Below are 24,417 nucleotides of genomic sequence, written 5' to 3' on the forward strand. Positions count from 1 at the left end.
GGTGCTGCCGCAGATCCTGCTGGTCGCGCACATCGCCGTGCTTGGCTACTGGCTGGGCTCGGAACTGGTGATCAACAGCACCTACCGCTACGTCTGCAATGGCAGCAACACTCCCTTCGTAGAGCGCAGCCGGCTGATGGAGCATGTGATGCATGTGGACCAGCACGTGCGCTACGCACTGGTGTTGCAGGCCGGGCTGGGATTCTCGCTGGCCGCGCTGTATGGCTTGATACCCGGTGCTTACGCCACCGCCGCCATCACCGCTGTGCTGTGCGTGCTGTGGTTGATCTTCGTCGAAGCCGTGCACCAGTTGCGGCATACCCGCCTGGGTGCACGCTTGGGGGCGGTCGACCGCGGCTCCCGTTACCTGTTCATGGCGCTGCTGCTGTGCCTGGCCACCGGCCTGCTCGGCGGCGGCTGGGACATGCCGGCATGGCTGCGCTGGAAGCTGGCGTTGTACGCCGGGGTGATGGCGTCCGGCGTGGGCATACGGCTGGCGCTGATCGCTCACTTCCGTACCTGGAAGGTGATGGCGCAGGAAGGCCCGAGCGATGCCAGCAACGCCATCATCCGCCGCACCTACGTCAAGGCGACTTCGGTGCTGTGCGTGCTGTGGCTGTTCATTGCCGCAATCGTGTTCGTCAGCGTGTTCAAGCCAACATGACGGTGAACGATCACAGCGTGCTGCTGGCAAACCTGCGCGGACTGCTGGGTGAGGACGCGGTCCTGTGCGATGGCGACACCTTGCGCTTGATGGCCGGCGACCTGTACAGCAGCGGGCCGCTGCCGCTGGCGGTCATCAGCACGCGCGACAGTGCTTGCCTGGCGCAGGCGGTTGCACACATCACCGCTGCGGGGCTGTCGGTCATCCCGCGTGGCGGCGGCCTGAGCTATACCGGCGGTTACCTGTGTGAAAGCAACGGCAGCGTGCTGGTGGATCTGTCCGCGATGAACCACATCGAGCATATCAGTGCCGAGGACATGTACGTGGTGGCGCAGGCAGGGGTGACCTGGAAACAACTCCATGATGCACTCACACCACTGGGCCTGCGCGTGCCGTACTTCGGTACGTTCTCCGGTGCAGGCGCCAGCGTCGGTGGCGGGCTCAGTCACGGGGCATTGTTCTTCGGCAGCGCGCGCTATGGATCGGCCGCCGACAATGTACTCGGCGTTGAAGTCATCACCGCCAACGGCAGCGTGCTGCGCACCGGACAGTGGGCGCTGAAAGCAGCGCCCGAACCGGTGTTCCGCAACTTCGGCCCGGACACCACCGGCCTGTTCATGCATGACGGCGGCGCTTTTGGGATCAAGACCCGTGCTGCGTTCCGCTTGATTCCGCTACCAGCACACGCTGGCTACGCCTCCTTCGCGTTCACCGATTTCGAATCTGCCGGGCGTGCATTATCAGCCGTTGCCCGCGCTGGCCTGGCCGAGGAAGCGTACGTGCTGGATGCAGGGGCGGTGGCGGCGAATGTCGAGCGCGCCAGCAGCGTGGCTGGCGCGCTGCGGGCGCTGCGGCAGGTGCTCGAGAGCACCCCGGGCGTTGCCAGCAAGTGCAGTGCCTTGCTCGGCATGGCCAGGGCCGGGCGCCGGGTCGTTCCCGCCGATGCCTTCAGCCTGCATCTGGTTGCCGCGGGCAATAGTCCGGCGGCGGTTGAACATGATCTGGCAACTGCGCGGGCGCTGGCCCATCAACACGGCGGCAGCGAGATCGCCGCAAGCGTGCCACGTATCGCCCGCGCCGATCCCTTCCCCGGGCTCAACGCGGTGCTGGGCGCCAACGGCAGCCGTTGGGCGGCGTTGAACGTGAAGGTGGCGCACTCACGCGCGCCAGCGCTTATCCGCGCACATCAACAGCTGATCGCCGCGCACGCTGCCGAGATCGAACACTGTGGCGTGCGCGTTACGTATCTGTGCTCGGCGCTATGCAACTACAGCTTCAGCTTCGAGGCGGTGTTTCATTGGCAGGACAACTGGCAACCGCTGCACGAGGCCACGGTGCAGCCAGCGCTGCTGCAGACCTTCACTCAAGGGCCGGACAATCCCGCCGCGCGGGCCTTGGTCGAGCAGCTACGGCAGCTGACCTGCACACTGTTCGCACGGATGGGTGGCGCTTCCAATCAGATTGGGCGCACCTATCCGTTCCTGTCGGAACTGGAGGATCCGCCTGCCGCCCTGCTGCGGGACATCAAGCGGTTGCTGGATCCGCGGCGTCGCATGAATCCCGGTGTATTGGGGCTCTGACCGTAAGATGTGGCAGGATCACTGTTGACGCATCCCTCAGGGGGGAATCCTCCACATGTCTGTTGCTTCGCCGGGACTGGCCCGGTTGTTATCCATTGCCACCCTTTCCATGGTGTCGCCGGCAGCACTGGCCATGGCCCAATGTCCGCAGGAATCCACCAAATCTACTGCGTTCTGGCTGCTGGGCTGGTCGATCTTCGCGCTGTTCGTTGCCGCCGGCATTGTGTTGCTGCTGTTGATCTTCCGCGCGACACGCAATGCGCGGCCGCGGCCGCGCTGGCTGCTGCGCATCGCCGGGGTTCCAGCGATGCTGGCGATGTGGATGCTGGGCTTCGGCATTTTCCTGGGCCAGTTCGTACTGGTGTGCTGAAGCAGATCCTCAGGCGGGCGGGAACCACCAGGGTGAGGCCGTACCTGTGTTGATCAGCAGCGCGCGTGCACGCACAAAGCGCCGGATCGATGCCGTGCCCATGCGTGAGCCGCCCATGCCGGAGAGTTTGAAGCTCTGCTTCTCGGCGGTCTGCACCATGCCGGTCAGGCAGGCGTCGTTGATCGAGATGCCGCCGGCCTGCAGCTGACGCGCTACCCGCTGCGCGCGCTCGGGACTTTGCGTGAACACCGCTGCCGACAAACCAAACTCGGTGGCATTGGCGCGCGCGATGGCTTCGGCTTCATCGGCCACCACCATCACCGGCAGAACGCTGGCAAAGCTCTCATCGGCGACCACGGCCATTTCGTCGCTGACATCGACCAGCACCGTCGGTGGACACCAGATACCACCATGATCGATCAACTCGCCGCCGGTCAGTGCACGTGCGCCTTTTGCCTTGGCATCGGCCAACTGGGCACGTACAAGCTCCACCTGCGAGGCCGCAATCACCGGGCCTATCTGGCCTTGCTTCGGATCCGGCCACGCCAGCTCCAGCGCTGAAGCTTCCTTCACCAGTGCCGCGATGAAAGCATCGGCCACCGGTGCTTCCACGTATACGCGTTCGATCGACATGCAGCTCTGGCCGCCATTGACGAAGCTGCCCCACGCCAGGGCGCGGGCGGCATGCTCGATGTTGGCATCGGACAAGACCAACGCAGGGTCCTTGCCGCCCAGCTCCAGCGAGGCCGGAATGAAGCGCCGCGCGCAGGCTTCGCCAACCTTGCGGCCAGTGGCGACCGAGCCGGTGAAGCAGATCTGGTCACTGGCTTCGATCACCGCCTGGCCGGTAGCGCCAGCGCCGGTAACCAGCTTGAACACCTCTGCCAAGCCAGCGTCCTCCAAAGCCTCACGCAGCAGCGGCACGAAGCGCGAAGTGACTTCGCTTGGCTTGGCCAGGATGCTGCAGCCTGCGGCAAGCGCCGGCACCGCATCGATCAGGGTCAGCATCAGCGGGAAGTTCCATGGGCTGATGACGCCCACCACCGCATACGGCACCCAGGTCTGCTGGCTGTGGATGAAAGGAATGGCCTCCTGCTGGGCAGGCTTTTCCGCCAGACACCCTGCCGCCTGCTGCGCCCAACGGCGGATCGCGCCGACCGTGCCATCCACTTCAATCTGCGATTCGTGCCAGCGGCCGGTATCGGCCAGCAGCACGTCGAGGAAGCCATCGCGGCGTGCGACCAGCGCATCGGCCAAGGCGTTCAAGCGCGCGCAGCGCTGCTCGATGCTGTGTTCGGCCCAATCCAGCTGGGCTTGGCGCAAGCCGGCACCCAATGCAGCAACCTCGGCAGCGGAGGTGACCGGCAGTTCGCCATCGAACAGGCCGCTGCGCGGATTGCGCAGCGACAGTGTGGTTGCGTCAGTCATTGCCCAGTACTCCGGCGCTCAGCAGTGCATCGAGGGTGGCTTTCTGGCGCGCGGCGAAGTCAGCGCGCTGCGGGATCTTCACACTGTCGCCCTCCAGCAGTGCATTGGGCTTCAAGGCGGTGCTGGCCAAGCCTGCATTGATCGCCCCTTGCGGCAGGCGCGACAGGAAATTGCCCATGCCCGGGCGCAAGCGGCGACGACGCAGGCCGGCGATGTCCAGGTCGGCATACGCCGCCATCGACTCGCCGGTACCAGCGGCGGACAGCACCCGGCCCTGGTCATCAACGATCTTGCTCATGCCATCGGCACTGCCCAACGGAATATCCACGCCACTGATACCGGCGGTATTGGCCGAGACCACATAGGCCATGTTTTCCAACGCGCGGGCGCGCTTGGCGATGTCCTTGGGCGTCAGCTCCGGGCTGCCGACTTCGCTGGTGGAATGCAGGATCACCTCCGCACCGCGCAGGCCCATTGCACGCGCGATCTCCGGATAGAGGATTTCCTCGGAGGCGATGCAGGACAGACGACCAATCGGGGTGCGCGCGACCGGGAACACGCCATCGATGCCGTACACATCCAGGTACTTGTCCCAGACATCATGCGGACTGGGTGCGTACAACGAGATAAGCCGGCGGTAGCGCAGGATCTGGTTGCCGCTGTCGTCGAGGATCACCGATGACTGGAAGTACAGCTCGGGGAAGTTGGGATCGCGCTCGTAGGCGTTGGAACACAGGTAGACGCCGTTGTCCTGGGCGATGCGGCCCAGCTGCGCGTACTCGCTGCCGTCCATCGAGAAGCAGCCCTTGGCCGCCCAGCCCGGAATGGTGTCGCCCAGCGGATAACTGGTGGCGAAATATTCCGGCAGCACCACCAGTTTAAGGTCGGCGCCGATGAAGGCCTTGGAGGCGCGGATCTGCCGGCCTACACGTTCGATGTTGTCCGCCACCGCGGCGGCGGCGTCTTCCGGCGTGGCGCAGGCATTGATGGCACGGCAGGTGGTCTGCAGCGCCAGCGCGCGATATGCATCGATCATGGAACCTTACCTTCGGTAGCAGTGTCGTTGAGGGCTTGCGTCTGCACGCCATCGGCCAGCAGCACGCGGAAGTTGCCGGTGCCAGCGCGCAGCGGCTTGATCGCGGCGTAGTCGGGGCTGTGCCAGAACGCCAGTGCGGCCGCGCGGTCTGGCCACTGCGAGATCACGGTGCGGGCTGGCGCGTGTTCGCCTTCAAGGCTCTGCTGGACACCGCCCATCACCAGGTAACGGCCGCCGTAGCGCGCGGCGACGTCTGGCGTTGCGCGGGCGTAGGCAGCGAAACCCTGCGGATCGGTGATGTGCGCTTCGATGATCAGGTAGGCGGTCATGGCAGGCTCGATTGGAGGACGGTGCTGGAAAGCTCTTTTGGGGAGCTCACTTGAAGCGCGGGGCGCGCTTTTCCAGGAAGGCAGCAGCGCCTTCGACAAAGTCGCTGCTGCTGAAGGCGTCATTGAAGGCGGCGTCGGCCTGGGCGAGGCTGATGCTGGCATCGCCACCGAGGTGGCCAAGCACGGTCTTGATCGCGCGACGGGCCTGGCCGGAGGTGGCCAGCAGCTGCTGCACCTGCGCCTGCTCCAGCGCTTCGATGCCTGCTTCGCCCGCCACTTGGTTGATCAAGCCCCAATCCAGCGCGGTGGCGGCGTCGAGCAGACGTCCGGTCAACAGCATTTCCCGGGTACGCGCCATGCCGACGGTGTTGAGCAACCGGCGACTGTCATCGGCGCTGTAAACTAAACCGAGCTTGGCTGGGGTGATAGCGAACCGGCTGCGGCTGCTGGCCAGGCGCAGGTCACAGGCCAAAGCCAGGCCAAGGCCGCCGCCCACGCAGGCACCGTCGATGACGGCCAGCGTGGTCTGCGGCAGGCGTTGGAGCTTGAGTTGGGTACGTTGGACCTGGGCGTTGTTGGCGGCAAAGGCGGCCGGAGCGGTGAGCAGCTGGCCGAGTTCGTCGATATCGGCGCCGGCACTGAAGGCCCCCGACACGCCCGACACCACCACGATCTGGGCGTCACTGGCGGCGATTTCGTCCAGTGCGGCCTCGATTGCCGCCCAGTGGCGGGTGGCCAGGGCGTTGCGCTTGTCGGGTCGGTGGATGCCGATGCGGGCGAGCGCACCGTCACGGCTCCAGCAAATCACGGTTTCTTCAGTGACCATGGCCTATCCTATTTGTTCTATCGTTATAGCATTAAGCCAAATGAGGGTGAAGCGAGATGTCCCAAGACACACTGGCCACACTATTGAGTGCCAACGCGCACAAGCTGTTGCGCAATGACTTGCCGACGCCGCTTTACCACCAGATGTTCAGTCTGCTGCGCGACCGCATCCTCAATGGCGAGATCCCGCGCGGCGCCCGCATCCCCACCGAGTTCGACCTGGCCGACGGCTTTGGTGTGTCCCGCATCACCGCCAAGCGGGCGCTGGACGAACTGGCCGCCGAGGGGCTGGTCGAGCGCCGCCGCGGCAAGGGCACCCACGTCATCCACCGCTCCCGGCCCAAGCCGATGCACAGCCCGCTGACCGGGCTGCTGGAAAGCCTGGAAGTGCTGGCCGAGCACACCAGGGTGCAGTTGCTGCAATTCCGCCGCGCGGTGCCACCGGAGCCGATCCGGGCGCTGTTCGACACCGGCCCGCGTGAACTGCTGGTACATGCGATCCGCCTGCGTCTGCGCGGCGATACCCCGTTTGGCTACTACAACAGCTGGACCAACACCGATCATCCGGATTTCAGCGAAGCCAAGCTGTCCAACAGCTCGCGTTTGAAGCTGTTCCAGGCAGCTGGCATCCAGATAAAGCAGGTGGAACAGGTGCTGTCGGCGGTCAACGCCGATGCGATTGCCGCCCTGCATCTGAAGGTCGAGCCGGGTACCGCGCTGTTGGCCCTGGAGCGCCGCTCGTATGACGGCGACGGCAACATGGTGGATCTGCTGAGCGTGCAGTACCGGCCGGACCAGTTCACCTACCAGATGACCCTGGATGTGGATGCCGGCGGGCATGATTGAAGGCAGCCAGGCCGTGTAGTGCCGAGCCATGCTCGGCTGGAGCTCTCCCGGTCACGCCCATGTAGTGCCGAGCCATGCTCGGCAGGGGGCATCACCCATGTAGTGCCGAGCCATGCTCGGCAGAGACTCTACCGGTAACGCCCTTGCCGAGCATGGCTCGGCACTACATGGGTGATGCCCCCTGCCGAGCATGGCTCGGCACTACATGGGTGATGCCCCTTGCCGAGCATGGCTCGGCACTACATGCGTGATGCCCCTTGCCGAGCATGGCTCGGCACTACATGCGTGATGCCCCCTGCCGAGCATGGCTCGGCACTACACCTGCCCCCAACCAGACCAGCTCCACTGGACAGTTTGTCCGGACATATTGCAGGATCGGAACAGGTATGACCTTTCCACGTTCCTGATTCAGGAGTCCGGCATGTTGTCCGAAGTGAAGGCAGTCACCCTTGGCGTAAGCGATCTGCAGCGAGCCTGCGCCTTCTATGAGAACGCACTCGGCTACCGCGTGCAGACACGCGGTACGCTCGCCACGGAACTTGCGCCACTATGGCGTTTCGATCCCAAGCTGCGCGGCGAGTACGCCGTCATCGCGCCCGACGACTCCGGCTTGGGCAGAATCCGACTGCTGGCCTTCGACGAACCCGGGCAACGGCTGTGGAACGCAGACAACCTCTACAACGGCAGCGGCTACTACGCACTCAACTTCCGCTGCCGCGATGCACTGGCAACGATGCAGGCAATCACCGCCGCCGGCGGCAGCAGCGCGCATGAACCCAGCTACTGGGAAGTGACCGACGAGGTCGCGGTACGCGATTCGATCAACGATGACCCCGACGGCATCCGCCTGGATGTGTTCTCCTACGAACGCGGTGGCGAGCTGCGCGGCCCGTTGAACACCGATGTCAGCGTGGTGCAGACGATTGCGCTGGCCACTCGCGACGTCCCACGTTCGGTAGCTTTCTACAAGGCGCTGGGCTTCGAGGTGCTGTTCGACCGCGTGCTCGATTTCCCCGAGCTGCAGACCCTGCTCGGCACCGACCGGCCGGTGCGCATCCACAACGTCAACCTGATCAAGGACGGCCACATCGTCCCCGGCCGCGTGGAAATGTTCGCCTATCTCGATATGCAGTACCTGCCGGATGCGCCGCTTCGTGACATCGCAGTGCCGCCCAATATCGGCATCCTCTCGGCCAGTCTGCTCAGCGATGCGCTGGATGCCGATGTCGCGATGCTGCAACAGCTGGGCGCGCAGTTGATCGCACGCGATGCACTGGACGTACCTGGTTTTGGACACTGCGCCATCGCCACCCTGCTGGGGCCGGATGGTGAGCAGCTGGAATTGTTGCAGCCCAGCTGATCCCGCGTTGGTGCAACCGCCTGAAGGCGGCTGCACGGCGCCGTGTCAGCGTGTCGCCAAGCGCTGCGCCAGTGCCGCCATGCGCCCCTGGTAATCGTCCTGTGCATCGGCATGCAGCGTTACCGGCACCTGCAGAGCCAACAGCTGCTGCGCGCTGTCTGCCACTGCAAGCCCTGCAAACAGCACCGGCAACTGCGCACCGATACGCAGCAGTTCGACCACATTGGCATGCACCTGCGCGGTATCCGGCGCGGCCACCAATCTTCGCGCGGCGGCGCTCGGTGCCAGCCACGGCCACAGCAGATGCCGCTCCCGCTCCCACTGCCAAGCTTCCGCCATATGGCCACCGCCCGCGTGCACGGCGGGGTCGGGCAGCTGCGCGAGCAGGCTGGCGCACTCATCGATCTCCAGCAGCCATGGTTTGTGCAACACCACTTCGGTCAATCGCGATCCCAGATACGTGGCCAGCGCTGGTACATAGGCTGTTGCGGCCTCATGCGCATGGATGGCGATTGGCTGTGCGGGTACCAGTTCATCGAGCACCTCACGCAATGCAACGTGCATGGTGTCCGCGGTCAAAGGCGCAGTGATCTCGGCCGAGCCGGCGTGACCGGGCAGCTCAATCGCAATCTGGGTACGGCCATCCACGTGCAGACTCTGCGGCCGTGCCGGTGCCTGCCCTGGCGCATGGATATGCAGTACCGCATCGGCACTGCCGCGTCGCAACCATAGGGCCACTTCGCCTACTGGCGTGTGGACCATGCGTCGCGACCAGCCCTGCGTCTCGCGCGCAGCCAGTGCCACCGGCATTGATGGCGGCAGCGCGCATTGCTGCAGGATTGCGTCCATGCGCCGATGCAGGCCATCGACACCTTCGGGCTCTTCCACGCTGACCACGTTGTCCGGCAACACCGGCAGGCGCTGTCGATGGCTCAACAGCACATCGTCATGCCGGTACACCAACCAGGTCGGACAACGCAGCTCGCCAACACGCTGGCGCTCGCTGTAGCGGAACGCAGCGCCATAGCCGCTGCGGTAGTTGTCGCCGACATCGAGGATGTCCATCGCCGCCTCATGCGTGCCCTGCGCGCTATACGGCTGCAGGGCAATCGCACACTCGACGGAAGGATCGCACCACGGGAAGAAGTACAGCTGCTCGCGCATGCGCGACCACAGCCAGCGCAGGTGCGCGCCATCCCATGTAGGCGCGAATGGTGGCAGGTAGTTGTCACCGTAGCGTGCGCGTTCGGCGTCATTGAACAGCGCGTAGCCATCGATGATCAGGCAATGCAGGCGCTGTGGCGCAATCCACGCCAGATGCATGCCGATCAACCCGCCGGTATGCATGCCGAACAGCGCAAAGCGCTCGATACCCAGCGCATCGGCAAACTCCAGCGTGGCCTCGGCGAAGCGATCAATGCCTGGCTCCGCATCCGCCAAGGGATCGGAGTAACCGAAGCCCGGCGTGTCCGGTGCAATCACCGTATAGCGATCGGCAAAGCGCTCGATCATCTGCAACCACATGCGTGAGTTCTGCGGCGACTGATGCAACAACACCAGCACCGGACCCAGCCCTGCATAGCGGTAATGCACGGTGCGCTCACCGATGCGGATGAACTGGCGACGGACGGATGTGGCGCTCTGCATGGAGGTGATCACCGTGGCTGCAATGCTTATTGTTATATCAATAAACAAACAAAGCCGACATGCGGGGCATCGTGCTGCCCTGCTCGATAGGCATGTTTGTTGCGCTCGCAGCAATTACTGCAAATGACCTATCGACAACACCTATAAGACAAAGAATACGGCGTATTCATTATTTCAAAATCCATTTATTTCAATGAGATGCCGTCGTTTCCATGGCTTGATGGGCGGCGTAAAAAACCTGCAATAGTCCTGTTGATTGTCCGGACAAATGGCGGAATACTTCTTAGGAAGCATTGATATATCTATATATCCTTGCCTGCCCCCACCCGAACGAGCTTTTCCTTCATCACGCTACGAGGCGAGTCATGAAAGATGTTCTGTACCGGAGTGCGTTAACTGTTGCGATCATGACGGCCATCGGCAGCGGCGATGCCTACGCCCAGTCGTTCGACAACGAAGCTGTGCAGCTCGACCAGGTCAGCGTGACCGCCCAGCGCCGCGAGGAACAGGTCCAGAAGACCCCGCTGAGCATGAGCGTGATCAGTGGCCCGGCACTGGACCGCATGCAGATCAAGCGCGTGGATGACATCAAGTTCACCACGCCCAACATCATCATCGAACAGAACACCGGCACCAGTTCGGGTGCCAAGATCATCATGCGCGGCGTTGGTGCCGACGAGTCGATGTTCACCAACGACCCGGCGGTCGCGCTCTACATCGACGACGTCTATATCGCCCGCCAGAACGGTGCGATGTTCGACCTCTACGACGTGGACCGCATCGAAGTGTTGCGCGGCCCGCAGGGCACGCTTTACGGCCGCAACGCCACCGGCGGCGCGATCCGCTACATCTCGAAGAAGCCGACCGGCGAGGAGAAGCTCAGCTTCGACGGCAGCATCGGCAACTTCGGCCGGCTCGATGGCCGCGCGATGTTCACCACCCGCATCGGCGAGACGCTGGACGTCTCGGCGGCGGTGCTGAGCCGCAACCGCGACGGCATCATGCATGACATCACCAACGGTCGCTGGGTCAATGACCAGGACGTGCTGGCCGGGCGCCTTGCCTTCGCCAGCACCTGGGGCGAGTCGTCCTACGCGACGCTGAGCATCGATCGCCTGCGCGAGCGTTCCACTCCGGCCTGGGGCACACCGGTGACTCTGGACAAGGCGACCGACACCGTCTCGCCAAAGCTGGGCAGCTACTACAAGACCGAAACCGACACGCGCGGCATCAACGATCTGGATCAGTTCGGCATTGCGCTGACCAACGAAACCGACTTCGGCGCGTTCTCCTGGCGCAGCATCGCGCACTACCGCACGCTCGAGCACCACTTCTACATGGACGTGGATGGCACCAGCCAGATGCGCTACCACCTGGAGCAGGACCAGAAGCAGAACCAGAAGGGCTATGAAGCACAGTTCACCTCGCAGCTGGACGGTCCAATCAGCTGGGTGGCGGGCGTATTCGCCTTCTGGGAGCACAACAACCAGCCGACCCGCAACGACATCTTCACCCGCGGCGGCACCAACTTCGTCGAGCAGGACACCTCGGCCTATGCGCTGTATGCGCAGGGCGACTACAAATTCAACGACAAGCTGACCGTGACGCTTGGCGGCCGCTACAGCTACGAGAACAAGGATTTCTCGGTGCGCTCGGTGAAGGCCAACGGCGACCCCAACTACAGCAAGGCGCTGGAGAAGAGCTGGAACCGGCCAGACTGGAAGGCGCTGCTGTCCTATGACTTCAGCGACAACGTGATGGGCTATGCCAGCGTCACCACCGGCTTCAAGAGTGGCGGCTTCAACGGCCGCGGCACCACCTATGCCACGGTGACGCCGGTCGACGCGGAGACCCTGCGTGCTTACGAAGTTGGCGTGAAATCCACGCTATGGGACAACCGCCTGCGTTTGAACGCCGATTACTACCGGCTGGATTACGACGGCATCCAGTTGACCGCGGTCAACTCGGACGGCGTGTTCGTGATGACCAACGCCACCGGCGCGCTGATCCAGGGCATCGAAGTCGAAGCGCAGGCGCAGCTGACCAGCAAGCTGCGCGTGGATGCGAGCATCGGCACCATCGACGGCGAGTACAAGGATTACGCAGCGGTCAATGCCGCCTACTTCAACGGTCGTTCGATGAAGAGTTCACCGGACATGCAGTGGACCCTGGCCGGCACCTATGTGCAGCCGGTTGGCAATGCCGACCTGGTGTTCAGCGCGCAGGCGCGCCACACCGATGAGTACTACCAGAACCAGGACACCTCGCGGCTGATCATGACCCGCGCCAATACCGAGTACAACGCACGCATCTCCTATGAGCCGCGTGATGCCAACTGGTCGGTGGCGGCATGGGGCAAGAACCTGGGCGACAAGTTCTATTCCACCGGTGGCTTTGATATTGCCGGGCTTGGCATCGGCGTGATCTACCCGAACGTGCCGCGCACCTACGGCGTCGAGTTCAAGTACCGCTTCTGGTAAGCCTTGGCTTTCTGCTGCACCCATCGCTCCCAATCGGGAGCGATGTCTTTTGGAGATCACGATGGACTACCAACTGCTGTTGTTGCTGCACCTGCTGATCGGCGGCTATTGGCTGGGCGGCGACCTGGGGGTGTTCTACATCGCCGGCAAGATTGCCGATCCGGCGCAGCCGCTGCCGGTGCGGTTGTTCTCGGCCAAGGCGATGATGCTGCTGGACATGATCCCGCGCACCTGCCTGATCATGGCATTGGGTACCGGCCTGACCATTGCCAGCAAGGCCGGCCTGCTGCCCTTGGATGGCTGGTTGTGGCTGGTGTGGTTGGGCACGCTGGCGTGGCTTGGCCTGGCCTGGGCCGCCTTCATCAAGGAGCATTCCGCCAGTGGCCTGCGTATCGCACGCGTTGATTTCTATCTGCGCCTGCTGGTGTTGATCGGCTGCGTCGCGGCCGGCATCGATGCGTTGGGCGAAGGCGGTTACGTCGCGCAGAGCCGTTGGCTCGGCACCAAGCTCATCCTGTTCGCGGGCATCATCAGCATGGGCTTGTTGGTGCGCATCCAGCTGCGTCCGTTTGGTCCCTTGTTTGCCAAGGTGGTGACCGGTGCTGCAAGCGATGCCGAGCAACAGTCACTCAAGCAGCTGGTGGCGCGGGTGAAGATCCCGGTGCTGTGCATCTGGTTGATCATTCTGCTGATCATGGCGCTGGGCAAGCTCAAGCCGTTCTGAGTTGCGGAACAAGCTATGAACGACAAAGGCCCGCGCAAGCGGGCCTTTGTCGTTTTCCATCCCCAGCCCCGACAAGAAGCTGGCTCGGCATTGTAGGAGCGGCGTCAGCCGCAAAGCAGGGGCATCATCGGATGGCAGGTATGCCGAGCGCTCCAGCAATATCGGCTTCGCGGCTGACGCCGCTCCTGCAGTGCACACCACCCTTCAGGTTGCAGGGTGTCTTCGCGCCCTCAAGCCACCCCACGCGCGACGACCGAATCTGCTTTCGCACCCTCGCCCGCTGCTCCTGCAAACGCCAGCCGCCGCTCATCACGCACGAAGAACGAGGCCAGCAGACCAATCGCCACCAGCACCGCGATCACGGTGAACGCAACGTGGTAATTGCCGAAGTGATCGAACATCACCGCGGTCAGCCAGATACCCAGCCCGGCGGACGTAGCGTCCATCAAGGAGATCGTGCCGAGGATTTTGCCTGCGGCGCTCAGCCCGAATGCCTCGACGATCTGCAGCTGCAGGATCGCGTACAAGCCACCCCATCCGAGTCCCATCACGATCAGCCCGCTCCACAGCAGCTCGCGCTGCTGCAGGGCGATGATCATCGAGCCCAGCGCCATCAAGGCAACGTTGCAGACGAATACCTTCTTCGAAGTGGTCACGTCGGCAAGGAAGCCAAACAGGAACTTGCCGACCATGCCCAGGCCGAACAGCAGGAACATGCCGTCGCCCGCCTGTTCGCCGCTGAAGCCCAGATCCTTCATGTTGAGGATCAAGTGCGAGGACAGCGACATGATTCCCCAGAACGTGGTCACCGCCACCACCACCAGCGCCCAGAACGTGCGGGTGCGCAACGCCTGCCGGTAACCCAGGTCCGGCAGGCTGCTGGCACGGCCCGGTGCGCTGCTGTTGCTTGCCTGGCCGTCTCCCCAGGGGCGCAGGCCCTTGCCGTCGGGTGAACGCACCAGTGCCAGGCAGAGCACGAACAGCGCCACTGGTATCACCGCCATCAACAGGAAGCTGCCGCGCCAACCGTGCTCGGGCAACAAGGCGATGATGATCTTGGGCACCAGCATCCCACCCAGGCTGCTACCCACCAGCGCGATGCCCAACGCTGTGCCACGCCGTGTCTGGAACCACTGCGACACCATGATCACCGCCACGCACAGGCCGCTGCTGACCACCACTGCGGCAAAGCCGACATGGATCAGATACACGTGGGCGATGGAATGCACCTGCGAGTAGGTCGCGTACAACACCGCCAGCAGCAGGCTGCCAAACAAGGCCAGGCTGCGTACGCCTACGCGATCGATCAACGCGCCTACGAACGGTGACATCAGCGCCGCCAGCAACAGGTTGAACATGTCGCGGAACTTGAGCTGGCCACGGCTCCAGCCGAACTCGTCCAGCAGCGACGGATCGAAGGCGGTGATGCCGGTCATGGTCATGCCATTGGAGATCGCCAGCATCAGCATGGCCACGATGCAGATCAGCCACGGGTAGAAACGTTTCATCGGCACACCTGTTGCGAAAGGGTGAACGGGGAACGCACGGCACTGGACTAATGTCCGGACAAAGAATGGCACAGACCGGGCGTCGGATACAGCCCCGGGCGGCGATTGCAGTCGGCCTCAAATATAGTTATATAGATATATCATTAAGATTATCGCGAGCCCGCCGGAGCCACGCCATGGACCCGTTCACCACCCAATCCCTGGAAGGCATCCTCCGGCGCGACGTGCATGCGCCGCTCTACCACCAGTTGCAGGGCTTCCTGCGCGGTTTGATAGAGCGCGGCGAGATTGGCGACGGCGAGCAACTACCCCGTGAAGAGGAACTGGCCCGGCGCCTGCGCATCTCGCGCGTCACCGTGCGCCAGGCACTGCAGTTGCTGGCCAGCGACGGGCTGCTGGTGCGCCAGCGTGGCCGTGGTACCCGCGTGGTTGGCGGCGGCGCGCGCAGCTCGACCATCCCGATGCCATTGAAGACACCCCTGGGCGAACTGCTGCACAGCCTGGATACGCTGGCCGGCAATACCCAGGTCCGCCTGCTCGGCTGGGAGCGCGTACTGCCACCGCAGCCAATCCGCGAACTATTCGGCAGCCAGCCAGGGCAGACGCTGGTGCGCTGCGTACGCGTGCGCAGCCGCCACGGCCATCCGTTCGGCTACTACGCCAGCTGGACCCGCACCGCACACCCTGAGTTCAACGCCGAGAACCTTGCCTATGGCTCGCGCATCGAACTGTTCCGCCGCTGTGGCATCGAGGTAATGAAGGTGCAGCAGACCGTTTCCGCCACCCGCGTTGACGCCTTGGCGGCGATGCACCTGCAGATGTCGACCGGGCAGGCGGTGATGACGCTGGACCGGCACTCCTTCGATGCCAACCAGCAGCTGCAGGACGTACTGGAAATCCAGTACCGCCCGGACCAACTGCGCTACCAGATGCGCATGGACTACGAAACCAACACCCCGGAGACGCGCGTTTGAGTGCGACCCTCAGTACGAATGCGGCGGCAACGCTTGCCGAGAAAATCCTCGCCCGTGCCTGTGGGCGCGAAACGGTGCGCGCCGGTGAGATCCTCACCGCCAGGCTCGACCTGCTGATGATGCATGACTCCGGCGGGCCGCGCCGGGTCGCCTCACGGCTGGAAAAGCTCGGCGCCAAGGTGTGGGACCCGGACAAGGTGGTGGTGGTCTCCGATCACTTCGTACCCGCCGTGGACATGGAAAGCGCCGACATCCTCGCCCTGACCCGCAAGTGGGCGCGGGCGCAGGGCGTCACCCATTACGACATGCTCGGCATCTGCCATGTGGTGCTGCAGGAACACGGCCACGTGCAGCCGGGCATGTTCTGCGTCGGCGGTGATTCGCACTCGCCCAGCGGCGGCGCGTTCGGTGCCTTCATGGTCGGCATGGGCGCCACCGACATCACCGGCGCACTGGTTACCGGTGAAGTGTGGCTGCGCGTCCCGCAGACCACCCGCGTGCAGCTGGACGGCATGCTCGGCCGCGGCGTCAGTGCCAAGGACGTGATGCTGATGCTGTGTGGCCAACTCGGCATGGGCAACGAGGGCCAGGTATTTGAGTACGGCGGCAGCGCGGTGCAGGCGATGCCGATGCATGAGCGCCTGACCCTGTGCAACATGGCTGCCGAACTCGGCGCCGAAACCGGCATCGTCGAACCGGACGCAACGACTCTGGCTGCGCTGGAACAGGCCGGCAAGCCCTTCCACGGTGAACTGGCGCAGTGGCGCAGCGATGCCGGTGCCAACTACCTGCACCACTACCGCTATGACGCCGCTCAAATCGCACCACATGTGGCCGCTCCGCACAGCCCGGCCAACAGCCGCCCGGTTGGTGAGCACGGCAAGGTGCACATCGACCAGGCCTATATCGGCGCCTGCACCGGCGCCAAGCTCACCGACCTGCGTATGGCGGCCGAAGTCTTGAAAGGCCGCACCGTCGCCACCGGCACGCGCCTGCTGATCGCTCCGGCCTCGGTGGCGATGACGGCACAGGCGGCAGCCGAAGGCACCCTGGCGACGCTGACCGAAGCCGGTGCCATCCTGCTGCCGTCCGGCTGCGGCGCCTGTGCCGGCATGGGTGCCGGCATGCTCAGCGGCGGCGAGGTCTGCATGTCCACCACCGCGCGCAACTTCAAGGGCCGCATGGGCTCGGCCGAGGCACAGGTGTATCTCGGCTCGCCATACAGCGTTGCCGCCGCCGCGGTGAAGGGCGAAATCTGCGATCCACGCGAGTTGTTGGGAGAGAACGTTTGAACGTTCGTGGCAAGGCCTTCGTGTTTGGCGACCGCATCGATACCGATGTACTGGCGCCAGGCCCCTATATGCGCGAGCCGATGAGCGTGCTCGCCAGCCACTGCCTGGAAGCGGTGGACCCGGACTTCGCCAGCGAGGTGCGACGCGGCGACATCGTGGTCGGCGGCGAATCCTTCGGCATCGGCTCCTCGCGCGAGCAGGCGGTGCAGGCACTGGCCGAGCTCGGCGTAGGCGCCATCATCGCCAGGTCATTCGCACGCATCTTCTACCGCAATGCACTGAATCTCGGCGTTCCCGCGCTGGTTTGTGCGACGCTTGAAGCATCGCGCGGCGATGAACTGGAAGTGCGACCGGTGGAGGGACGCATCATCAATCACAGCACGGGCCGTGAATTCGATTGCGAGAAGATTCCCACCGAGTTGATGGCGATCGTTGCCGGCGGCGGTCTGATGCCATGGCTGGAGCGCAAGCTGGCGACGGAGCGGCGCACATGAACGCGCCGCATTTAAAACAGGGCATCATCCATGCGACCTTGATTGCGCCGGACCTGCAGCAGGTCTGCGATGCCTATGTCGCGCAGCTGGCGCTGCAGGTGCGGCAGCGCGGCACCCTCGACGCCGGGGATGCTGCAGCACTCGACCTGCAGGACCTGAGCGGCGCGCCGCTGGCATGGCTGGGCAACAGCACGGGCGAACCGGTGCTGCGGGTGATTGAAGACCCGCACGCAATCGTAGCCGAACCCATGTTCCGCCACGGCTGGTTGTCACTGGAAATACTGGTGGGCGATATCGACAGCTTGGCTGCCGGCCTGCGGGCTCCCTTCAAAGTACTGGGACCGGCTGCGAATCTGGAACTGAGCGATGCCATCCGCGCAGCGCAAGTGCTTGGACCGTGTGGCGAACTGCTCTACCTCACCCAGATCAAGGCAGCGGTACCGCCGTTTGATCTGCCGATGACGGACGCGACGGTTGCAAGCACCTTCATCGGGGTGATGACCACGCCGGATCGTGATGCCTCGCAACGTGCCTGGTCTACATTGTTGGGCGCCAAGGGTTGGGCTTTCGATACAAAAATAACCGTACTCAATCGTGCCTATGGACAGGCATTGGACGGCCGCTACCCGGTGGCGGTGGTGCCGATGCCAGGGCAATGCATGGTGGAGATTGACCAGGTGGATCTGCCTGCTTCACCCAAGCTGCGGCATGCGGGTCAGTACAGCCTTGGTCTGCGTTTGCCGGCGGTGGACGCCGCTGCGCTGGCTGAGGCCGGCTGGGTGGTGATGGATGCCGGTGAGCGCTGCAGCCTGCGTGGGCCGGCCGGGGAGCATGTGGAGTTGCTTGCTGGGTGATGGTGTTGGGTTGTTTGTTGGTGAAGGCAACAGCAACAGCTCAAAAGCACCCCTCCCCAACCCTCCCCTGCGCTACGCGCAAGGGAGGGGGCTGCTGGCTGCGCTCCGCCAGATCAACGCGCCGCCGCTTTTACCCCCTCCCTTGCGCGCAGCGCAGGGGAGGGTTGGGGAGGGGTCGCTCTTGCCTTGCTTCATCTGCTGCTTCAGCCCACCCCATGACCTTTGCCATGTGTAACCACCACTACACAGGCATAGCGTCAGCGCTTGCCCCCAGCGCCTGAGGTAGAGCAATGCGGATCCAGACTCTTGCCGTCGCCATCGCCGCCATCACCACGCTTGCAACAGCTGCGACGGCAACCGCCCAGGTCACGCCGATGACACCCGACATCACCGGCAAGAAGTTCATCGCCCCGCAGCCAGTCCGTGACTTCGAAAAGCGCGAGGTGATGATCCCGATGCGCGACGGGGTCAAGCTCTATACCGTGATCATGATTCCCAAAGGCGCGCACAACGCGCCCATCCTGTTCACCCGCACGCCCTACAACGCGGCCGGCCGGGTTGATCGCACGCCGGGCGCGACGCACCTTGTCGATGCCCTCGCCCAAGGCGATACCGTGTTTGCCGAGGACGGCTATATCCGCGTGTTCCAGGATGTGCGCGGCAAGTACGGCTCGGAAGGCGACTACGTGATGACCCGGCCGCCACGCGGTCCGCTCAACACCAGCAAGATCGATCACAGCACCGATGCCTGGGACAGCATCGACTGGCTGGTGAAACACCTGCCCGAGTCCAACGGCAAGGTCGGCATGCTTGGCTCCTCCTACGAAGGCTTCACCGTGGTGATGGCGCTGCTCGATCCGCACCCCGCCTTGAAAGTGGCTGCGCCGGAGAGCCCGATGATCGACGGCTGGATGGGCGATGACTGGTTCCAGCACGGCGCCTATCGGCAGGTGAACCTTGGCTACTTCAGCGGACAGATGACGGCACGCGGTGCCGGCGCAAAAATCGCCATGCCGACCGGCGACGACTACAGCAGCTTCCTGCAGGCGGGTTCGGTCGGAGCCTTCGCCAGAACACTGGGATTGGAACAGATACCGGCGTGGCACAAGGTCAGCGACCACCCCGCCTACGACGCGTTCTGGCAGCAACAGGCGCTGGACAAACTATTGGCCAAGCTGCCGGAGATCAGCGTTCCCACCATGTGGGAGCAAGGCCTGTGGGACCAGGAAGACATCTATGGCGCACACACCGCCTGGGCCGCACTGGAACCGAAGGACCACGACAACACCCGCAACTTCCTGGTGATCGGGCCCTGGCGGCACAGCGGGGCCAATTACAACGGCAGCTCGCTGGGCGCGTTGGATTTCAATGGCGATACCGCATTGCAATGGCGGCGTGAGGTGCTCAAGCCGTTCTTCGATCAATACCTCAAGGACGGCGCGCCGGTCGTCAACACGCCGCCGGTGTGGGTATACAACGCCGGCAGCAACCGTTGGGACAGCTACAGCAACTGGCCACAGAGCTGCACGCAGGGCTGCACTGCCAATGCACGCAGACTCTATCTCAACACCGACGCGCAGCTGGCCTTCAACAGCGTCACTACTGGTGCGCAGTACGCAGAGTACATTTCCGATCCTGCCAAACCTGTTCCGTTCGTGCCACGTCCGGTCAACATGGGCGACCGTGATGTCTGGACGACGTGGCTGGTGCGCGATCAGCGCTTCGTCGATGGCCGCACCGACGTACTCACCTATACCGGCCCGGTGCTGGACAAGCCGATGAAACTGGCCGGCATTCCGCAGGTACAGCTCAGCGCATCCACGTCCGGCAGCGACAGCGACTGGGTAGTGAAGTTGATCGACGTCTATCCCGATCAGTATCCCGACAACCCGAAGATGGCCGGCTACCAGCTGCCGTTGGCCATCACCATCTTCCGCGGCCGCTACCGCGAGAGTTTCAGCCAGCCGAAAGGGATCACACCGGATGCGCCGCAGACTTACAGCTTCGATCTTCCCAACGTGAACCAGACCCTGCAGCCCGGGCATCGCTTGATGGTGCAGGTGCAGTCCAGCCTGTTTCCGCTTTACGACCGCAACCCGCAGCACTACGTGGACAACATCTTCTTCGCCCAACCTGGCGACTATCGCAAGGCCACGCAGCGGATCTGGAACAACAGTGAGCACCCGAGTTACATCACGCTTCCGGTTATTGAGTGATGGTGCTGGATCGCTGATGTGCGCGGCGAATGGCAGCGCGAGATCGCGCGTGATGTGACCGTTGCCGCGCGTGCCGGCATTGTGAATTCGCCGCGGCGGAAGTGATGTTCACTTCGCGGCTTACGCCGCTTCCACAACGGGCGAAGGCCTTGCTTGTTTCGCTGGCGTTGCTGAAGGCCATGCTATAGCAATAGCTCGCATCACTGCCTGCAACGCAAGGGAGCATGTATGAAGCGCAGAAGGCTCAGCCAGCGCAGCATCATCCTGATCGGCATCGCCGTCATCGCCGCTGTCGTCGCGCTATCAGTAGTGCCTTGGTAGTTGTTAACACTGCGTGGCATAGCGCGATGCAGCACACATCATGGTCGCGATGCAGTTCAAGCAATACGCCGCGATATCCGTTTATGCGTATTCACGCATTGCTGCCTGTTCACGATCCCGGCTATAGCTGTGAAGCCAGATCAGGGATCACCTACCGGAGAGATCCATTGGACAAGATCAAGTTTTTCCTCGAAGGCCCCGGCCGCCAACGTCGCCTGGTGACCCTGCTGGCTACCGAATCCAGGAATATCGCCAAGGGCAGCAGCGACGGCCGCCGTGTCGCCACCATGAGGCTGAGCGACGTCTGCTTCCATACGATGGTCGATGAGCACGGCAACATCGCCAAGCAGATCGATTTCGATGGCTACCGTTTCAAGTTCCGTGATTCCAACCTGCCCTGGGATCTGATGATTGCCTGATCCGCAATGCGCAGCACGACTCCTGCATTACGCTACCTTTGCGTTTCCTGCACCTGCTCATCACCGGATACAGGCATCCGCTTAATCGGCCTACGTGCAGGCTGCAGTTGGAGCATCGTTGCTCTGATCGGAGACACGACATGGATACCCGCAAGATGAAGCAACTGCTGTTCGCAGGCATGATCGCCGTTGGCTGCGCAGGCACTGCCCTCACCGTGCAGGCCGCAGGTCAAGCCGCGCAGGGTCATGAGTCCGAACAGCCCGGCACCGATACCTGGATCACCACCAAGGTCAAGGCCGAGTTGCTGACCACCAAGGATGTGTCCGGCATGGAGATCAAGGTCGAGACCGTCAACGGCGTGGTGGCACTGAGTGGCACCGTCGCCAGCAAGGTCGAAGCCGACCGTGCCATTGCCGCCGCCAAGGCCATCAAGGGCGTGAAAAGTGTGGACAGCTCGGCGTTGATGGTAGCTGCCGCGCGTTGATGCGTTGGCAACGGCGCAAGCCTGCGCTTGATCGAATACACGGAAAGCGGCACCGCAGGGTGCCGCTTTCCTGTTGCATGCAAGCCTGCCGTCGCCTTCACCGAGAGCGACAGCTCGCCGTCCGCATCAGATCAGTTCAACCCGAACCGCATCCTGTACCAACAACTCGGCATCCATGCCGGAATGCTGGTAGATGACATACGAATCGCCACCGATGTACTGCTTGCCCATTGATGCCCAGTCGCCCAGGTCCTGGCCGCCAGCGCCGAGCAGATCATCCAGCGTGACCACGTCGCCAGCGTTGCCCTTCACCATCATCTGCACCGTCTGCTTCGAACCTTGGTGAAACAGGTCAACCTGCCCATTGGCAAGCACGTCCCGCAGCGACAGACTCAAGCTGTTGTTGCCGGTGCCAGTGATATCGAAGATCTCGATGGAATCCATCCTGTCCTTCAACGTCGCAAGATCCAGCTGCTGGTTGGCGCCGGTCAGCTTGAGCGTGTCCACCCCTGCACCACCGGAAACACCGCCGCTGCTGGCCGCGGTCAGGTTGGCGACATTGTCCAGCGAAAACACGTTGTCCTCGTCACCGCCATGGTAGGTTCCAGCCTTGCCAGCGATCACCTGATTATTGAGGACGTTGAGCTCGCTGGCGCCGCTGCGGATCTGGAAGTCATCCAGGCCGATCCAGTCCCACGAACCAATACCCGTGTAGCCTGGCACCTTGTAGCCGGTGCTCACCACCATGTACGAGAAGTCCTGCCCGGCTGGCGCCTTGAACGATGCATTCAAGGAGTTTGGCCAATACGCAGACAGCGACAGTTGCCCGACCACCGCGCCACTGGCCGCGTAGAACGTGACCACCGACGGGTCGAAGTAACCGGCCTGCAGGTTGGTCACCAGGAACGAGAGCTCGGAAACCGGACCTTCGGTGAAGTCGATGCGGGTGCGCCCGGTGACGCCGATCTTCATGCCGGTGTAGACCGCTGGGTCGTAGCTGGTCAGTCCTGTGATGGCGTCTGGTATCTGCCAGACATCATGATCGATCTCGGAGGTGATCCGCAGGCCGTTGTACGTCGTGCTTTTTCCGCTACTGAGGTTCACGTAGCCGGCACTGTTGAAGTCGATGAGCTTGTTGTCGCCCATGTCACGGTACTTCGAGCTGTTGCCCGCCTGGTCGATGATGGCGGCCATGACGTCGCCACTGGCGACAGCAAACCCCGAGTAGATCCGCACGCTTCCAGCAGCCACCTCCTTGACGGTGAGTGCATGGTCGAAGCGCTGTCCATTCAATACAACACTGACGATGTCGCCAGCGGACACCCCTGCTGTCTTGAATGCCACCGTCAGGTAGGAGCCGTCGACACTGAGTTTTGTCGGTGCATCCGGTGCCAGCGTATCGAGGAACACAGCACGCGATTCCACTTCACCGCTGCGGCCAGCGTCATTCACCACCTTGGTCTGGATCGACCAGTCGCCGTTGTGGCTGTTGTTGTCCTGCGCCGCCCAGCTGAGGCCATCCACCGACGCCACACTCCAACTCACACCGCCATCGGTGGAAACCAGCAGGCGTTCATCGGCGGCCAGCTGCGCGCTGAGTGAACCCTGCATCAGGCGTCCTGCTGTACCGTCGTTGGTCAGCCAGTCGCTGCTGTTGGCGCCCGAGTCCTTGCCCATGGCGGTGACGGTGGCGATCTGTGCTGGCACAGCAGCCTTGACCACGATGATGTGCTTCTCCGAACGGTCGGAAGCATTGCCAGCCTGGTCGGTCATTACGACTTCAAACTCATGCTGACCGTCGGCAAGCTCGACGTCGGGCGTGAAAACCCAGCTGCCATCATCGGCGACCAGCGCCCCACCAATCACCTGACCGTTGTCGATGATGGTGACGGTAGCACCAGCCTCGCCCTTGCCCGACAGCGTAGGCAGGGTGTCATCCGTGCCACCACCATTGCCTATCGCGCCGGTGTGTGGCCCAACATCATCCAGCACCTCGCTGATCGAGGGTGGCTCGGGAGCCACTTTGTCAACGAAGATCACATACGGTGCGGACAGATCGCTGACATCACCGTCCTCGTACTCGTGCAGGATGCTGATGCTGTGCCTGCCATCGGACAGCGGGAAAGACGGTGTGAACGCCCATGCACCATCTGCCGCTACCCGGACACGTCCCAGCAGTTCAAAGCCGTCGTAGATATGGATGAGATCACCGGGGTTGCCTTTGCCCGTTATCTCCGGCCGACCATCATCGGTATAACCACCGTTGCCGATATCCCCCGTCCTGCTGCCCTGATCATCGATGATCGCGTCAATCACAGGTACGCTGCCAACGGCATACACATCGGGATGGTCGAGGATCGCCATCTGCCGGATCTGGTCGTAACTCACTGCGCTCATTTGTTGTCTCCATTGATTTCAATAAACCACGCAACCGCTTTGAAGCGACTGTCTGCCTGATGTCGGAACGCGGCGTGCTGGTGATCGCGCCATCTGCGGGCGCACGGCGGCGCGGCCTCCGGCACCGTTGCTGGAGATCGTTGCCGACAAAGGCGGGGCTCATCGCGA

At 63.2% G+C, this 24,417-nt stretch carries 21 protein-coding genes; 14 read left to right on the plus strand and 7 right to left on the minus strand.

Going from position 1 to position 24,417, the window contains the following annotated elements:
• The first annotated feature begins 1 nt into the window (after nt 1).
• The 3 genes from ACVOLS_RS01820 to ACVOLS_RS01830 are packed head-to-tail and all read left to right on the plus strand — an operon-like array spanning nt 2 to nt 2,614.
• Entirely contained in the window at nt 2-664 is a 663-nt protein-coding gene (locus tag ACVOLS_RS01820; protein ID WP_481544218.1) for a hypothetical protein, read from the plus strand.
• Nucleotides 661-2,244: an FAD-binding oxidoreductase gene (locus ACVOLS_RS01825; RefSeq protein ID WP_481544219.1), complete on the plus strand. Its 1,584-nt coding sequence runs from the start codon at nt 661-663 to the stop codon at nt 2,242-2,244. The genes ACVOLS_RS01820 and ACVOLS_RS01825 overlap by 4 nt, the downstream gene beginning before the upstream one ends.
• 55 nt (nt 2,245-2,299) lie before the next feature.
• Nucleotides 2,300-2,614 (plus strand): hypothetical protein, encoded by a 315-nt coding sequence (locus ACVOLS_RS01830; RefSeq protein ID WP_481544220.1) that lies wholly within the window; start codon nt 2,300-2,302, stop codon nt 2,612-2,614.
• Between the two features lie 9 nt (nt 2,615-2,623).
• Here ACVOLS_RS01830 and ACVOLS_RS01835 read toward each other — a convergent pair whose 3' ends face one another.
• Genes ACVOLS_RS01835 through ACVOLS_RS01850 form a run of 4 tightly spaced genes read right to left on the minus strand, consistent with a single transcriptional unit; the run spans nt 2,624 to nt 6,233 of the window.
• The gene (locus ACVOLS_RS01835; protein WP_481544221.1) at nt 2,624-4,042 is read right to left on the minus strand and encodes an aldehyde dehydrogenase family protein; all 1,419 of its coding nucleotides are present in this window, start codon (nt 4,040-4,042) and stop codon (nt 2,624-2,626) included.
• A complete protein-coding gene (locus ACVOLS_RS01840; protein ID WP_481544222.1) occupies nt 4,035-5,078 on the minus strand; it encodes a nitrilase-related carbon-nitrogen hydrolase in 1,044 nt (347 codons plus the stop codon). The genes ACVOLS_RS01835 and ACVOLS_RS01840 overlap by 8 nt, the downstream gene beginning before the upstream one ends.
• Nucleotides 5,075-5,407 carry a DUF1330 domain-containing protein gene (locus ACVOLS_RS01845; RefSeq protein ID WP_481544223.1) on the minus strand — a complete coding sequence of 111 codons (333 nt, stop codon included), beginning with the start codon at nt 5,405-5,407 and terminating at the stop codon, nt 5,075-5,077. The genes ACVOLS_RS01840 and ACVOLS_RS01845 overlap by 4 nt, the downstream gene beginning before the upstream one ends.
• A 46-nt stretch (nt 5,408-5,453) precedes the next feature.
• Nucleotides 5,454-6,233 (minus strand): enoyl-CoA hydratase/isomerase family protein, encoded by a 780-nt coding sequence (locus ACVOLS_RS01850; protein ID WP_481544224.1) that lies wholly within the window; start codon nt 6,231-6,233, stop codon nt 5,454-5,456.
• Between the two features lie 56 nt (nt 6,234-6,289).
• On the opposite strand from ACVOLS_RS01850, the gene ACVOLS_RS01855 reads away from it, so the two are divergent.
• Nucleotides 6,290-7,078, plus strand: a complete 789-nt coding sequence (locus tag ACVOLS_RS01855; RefSeq protein WP_481544225.1) for a GntR family transcriptional regulator — start codon at nt 6,290-6,292, stop codon at nt 7,076-7,078.
• Between the two features lie 421 nt (nt 7,079-7,499).
• A complete protein-coding gene (locus tag ACVOLS_RS01860) occupies nt 7,500-8,438 on the plus strand; it encodes a VOC family protein (protein ID WP_481544226.1) in 939 nt (312 codons plus the stop codon).
• 45 nt (nt 8,439-8,483) lie between these two features.
• Here the strand turns inward: ACVOLS_RS01860 and ACVOLS_RS01865 are convergent, their stop codons facing one another.
• Entirely contained in the window at nt 8,484-10,085 is a 1,602-nt protein-coding gene (locus ACVOLS_RS01865) for an alpha/beta fold hydrolase (protein ID WP_481544227.1), read from the minus strand.
• A gap of 365 nt (nt 10,086-10,450) precedes the next feature.
• Here ACVOLS_RS01865 and ACVOLS_RS01870 point away from each other — a divergent pair, with 365 nt between their 5' ends.
• A complete protein-coding gene (locus ACVOLS_RS01870) occupies nt 10,451-12,565 on the plus strand; it encodes a TonB-dependent receptor (protein ID WP_481544228.1) in 2,115 nt (704 codons plus the stop codon).
• 61 nt (nt 12,566-12,626) lie between these two features.
• The gene (locus ACVOLS_RS01875; protein ID WP_481544229.1) at nt 12,627-13,289 is read left to right on the plus strand and encodes a hypothetical protein; all 663 of its coding nucleotides are present in this window, start codon (nt 12,627-12,629) and stop codon (nt 13,287-13,289) included.
• Between the two features lie 230 nt (nt 13,290-13,519).
• Here the strand turns inward: ACVOLS_RS01875 and ACVOLS_RS01880 are convergent, their stop codons facing one another.
• The gene (locus ACVOLS_RS01880) at nt 13,520-14,797 is read right to left on the minus strand and encodes an MFS transporter (RefSeq protein ID WP_481544230.1); all 1,278 of its coding nucleotides are present in this window, start codon (nt 14,795-14,797) and stop codon (nt 13,520-13,522) included.
• A gap of 176 nt (nt 14,798-14,973) precedes the next feature.
• Here ACVOLS_RS01880 and ACVOLS_RS01885 point away from each other — a divergent pair, with 176 nt between their 5' ends.
• From ACVOLS_RS01885 to ACVOLS_RS01915, 7 genes are all read left to right on the plus strand, one after another.
• Nucleotides 14,974-15,771, plus strand: a complete 798-nt coding sequence (locus ACVOLS_RS01885) for a GntR family transcriptional regulator (RefSeq protein WP_481544231.1) — start codon at nt 14,974-14,976, stop codon at nt 15,769-15,771.
• Entirely contained in the window at nt 15,768-17,063 is a 1,296-nt protein-coding gene (locus ACVOLS_RS01890; protein ID WP_481544232.1) for a 3-isopropylmalate dehydratase large subunit, read from the plus strand. Before ACVOLS_RS01885 ends, ACVOLS_RS01890 begins: the two co-directional genes overlap by 4 nt.
• Entirely contained in the window at nt 17,060-17,557 is a 498-nt protein-coding gene (locus tag ACVOLS_RS01895) for a LeuD/DmdB family oxidoreductase small subunit (protein WP_481544233.1), read from the plus strand. Before ACVOLS_RS01890 ends, ACVOLS_RS01895 begins: the two co-directional genes overlap by 4 nt.
• Complete coding sequence (locus ACVOLS_RS01900; RefSeq protein ID WP_481544234.1) at nt 17,554-18,411, plus strand: hypothetical protein; 858 nt, start codon at nt 17,554-17,556, stop codon at nt 18,409-18,411. Before ACVOLS_RS01895 ends, ACVOLS_RS01900 begins: the two co-directional genes overlap by 4 nt.
• 296 nt (nt 18,412-18,707) lie before the next feature.
• Nucleotides 18,708-20,627 (plus strand): CocE/NonD family hydrolase, encoded by a 1,920-nt coding sequence (locus tag ACVOLS_RS01905; RefSeq protein WP_481544313.1) that lies wholly within the window; start codon nt 18,708-18,710, stop codon nt 20,625-20,627.
• Between the two features lie 488 nt (nt 20,628-21,115).
• Complete coding sequence (locus tag ACVOLS_RS01910; RefSeq protein WP_481544235.1) at nt 21,116-21,367, plus strand: hypothetical protein; 252 nt, start codon at nt 21,116-21,118, stop codon at nt 21,365-21,367.
• A 179-nt stretch (nt 21,368-21,546) separates the two neighbouring features.
• Nucleotides 21,547-21,852 carry a BON domain-containing protein gene (locus ACVOLS_RS01915; protein WP_481544314.1) on the plus strand — a complete coding sequence of 102 codons (306 nt, stop codon included), beginning with the start codon at nt 21,547-21,549 and terminating at the stop codon, nt 21,850-21,852.
• A gap of 126 nt (nt 21,853-21,978) precedes the next feature.
• Here the strand turns inward: ACVOLS_RS01915 and ACVOLS_RS01920 are convergent, their stop codons facing one another.
• A complete protein-coding gene (locus ACVOLS_RS01920) occupies nt 21,979-24,249 on the minus strand; it encodes an Ig-like domain-containing protein (RefSeq protein ID WP_481544236.1) in 2,271 nt (756 codons plus the stop codon).
• Nucleotides 24,250-24,417: the final 168 nt, after the last annotated feature.

The sequence above is a fragment of the Stenotrophomonas sp. STEN038 genome, from assembly GCF_056759895.1.

Coding starts and splice junctions, on each gene's coding strand:
- ACVOLS_RS01825 (WP_481544219.1), top strand. CDS start 661: ATGACGGTGAACGATCACAGCGTGCTGCTGGCAAACCTGCGCGGACTG.
- ACVOLS_RS01830 (WP_481544220.1), top strand. CDS start 2,300: ATGTCTGTTGCTTCGCCGGGACTGGCCCGGTTGTTATCCATTGCCACC.
- ACVOLS_RS01835 (WP_481544221.1), bottom strand. CDS start 4,042: ATGACTGACGCAACCACACTGTCGCTGCGCAATCCGCGCAGCGGCCTG.
- ACVOLS_RS01840 (WP_481544222.1), bottom strand. CDS start 5,078: ATGATCGATGCATATCGCGCGCTGGCGCTGCAGACCACCTGCCGTGCC.
- ACVOLS_RS01845 (WP_481544223.1), bottom strand. CDS start 5,407: ATGACCGCCTACCTGATCATCGAAGCGCACATCACCGATCCGCAGGGT.
- ACVOLS_RS01850 (WP_481544224.1), bottom strand. CDS start 6,233: ATGGTCACTGAAGAAACCGTGATTTGCTGGAGCCGTGACGGTGCGCTC.
- ACVOLS_RS01855 (WP_481544225.1), top strand. CDS start 6,290: ATGTCCCAAGACACACTGGCCACACTATTGAGTGCCAACGCGCACAAG.
- ACVOLS_RS01860 (WP_481544226.1), top strand. CDS start 7,500: ATGTTGTCCGAAGTGAAGGCAGTCACCCTTGGCGTAAGCGATCTGCAG.
- ACVOLS_RS01865 (WP_481544227.1), bottom strand. CDS start 10,085: ATGCAGAGCGCCACATCCGTCCGTCGCCAGTTCATCCGCATCGGTGAG.
- ACVOLS_RS01870 (WP_481544228.1), top strand. CDS start 10,451: ATGAAAGATGTTCTGTACCGGAGTGCGTTAACTGTTGCGATCATGACG.
- ACVOLS_RS01875 (WP_481544229.1), top strand. CDS start 12,627: ATGGACTACCAACTGCTGTTGTTGCTGCACCTGCTGATCGGCGGCTAT.
- ACVOLS_RS01880 (WP_481544230.1), bottom strand. CDS start 14,797: ATGAAACGTTTCTACCCGTGGCTGATCTGCATCGTGGCCATGCTGATG.
- ACVOLS_RS01885 (WP_481544231.1), top strand. CDS start 14,974: ATGGACCCGTTCACCACCCAATCCCTGGAAGGCATCCTCCGGCGCGAC.
- ACVOLS_RS01900 (WP_481544234.1), top strand. CDS start 17,554: ATGAACGCGCCGCATTTAAAACAGGGCATCATCCATGCGACCTTGATT.
- ACVOLS_RS01915 (WP_481544314.1), top strand. CDS start 21,547: ATGATCGCCGTTGGCTGCGCAGGCACTGCCCTCACCGTGCAGGCCGCA.
- ACVOLS_RS01920 (WP_481544236.1), bottom strand. CDS start 24,249: ATGAGCGCAGTGAGTTACGACCAGATCCGGCAGATGGCGATCCTCGAC.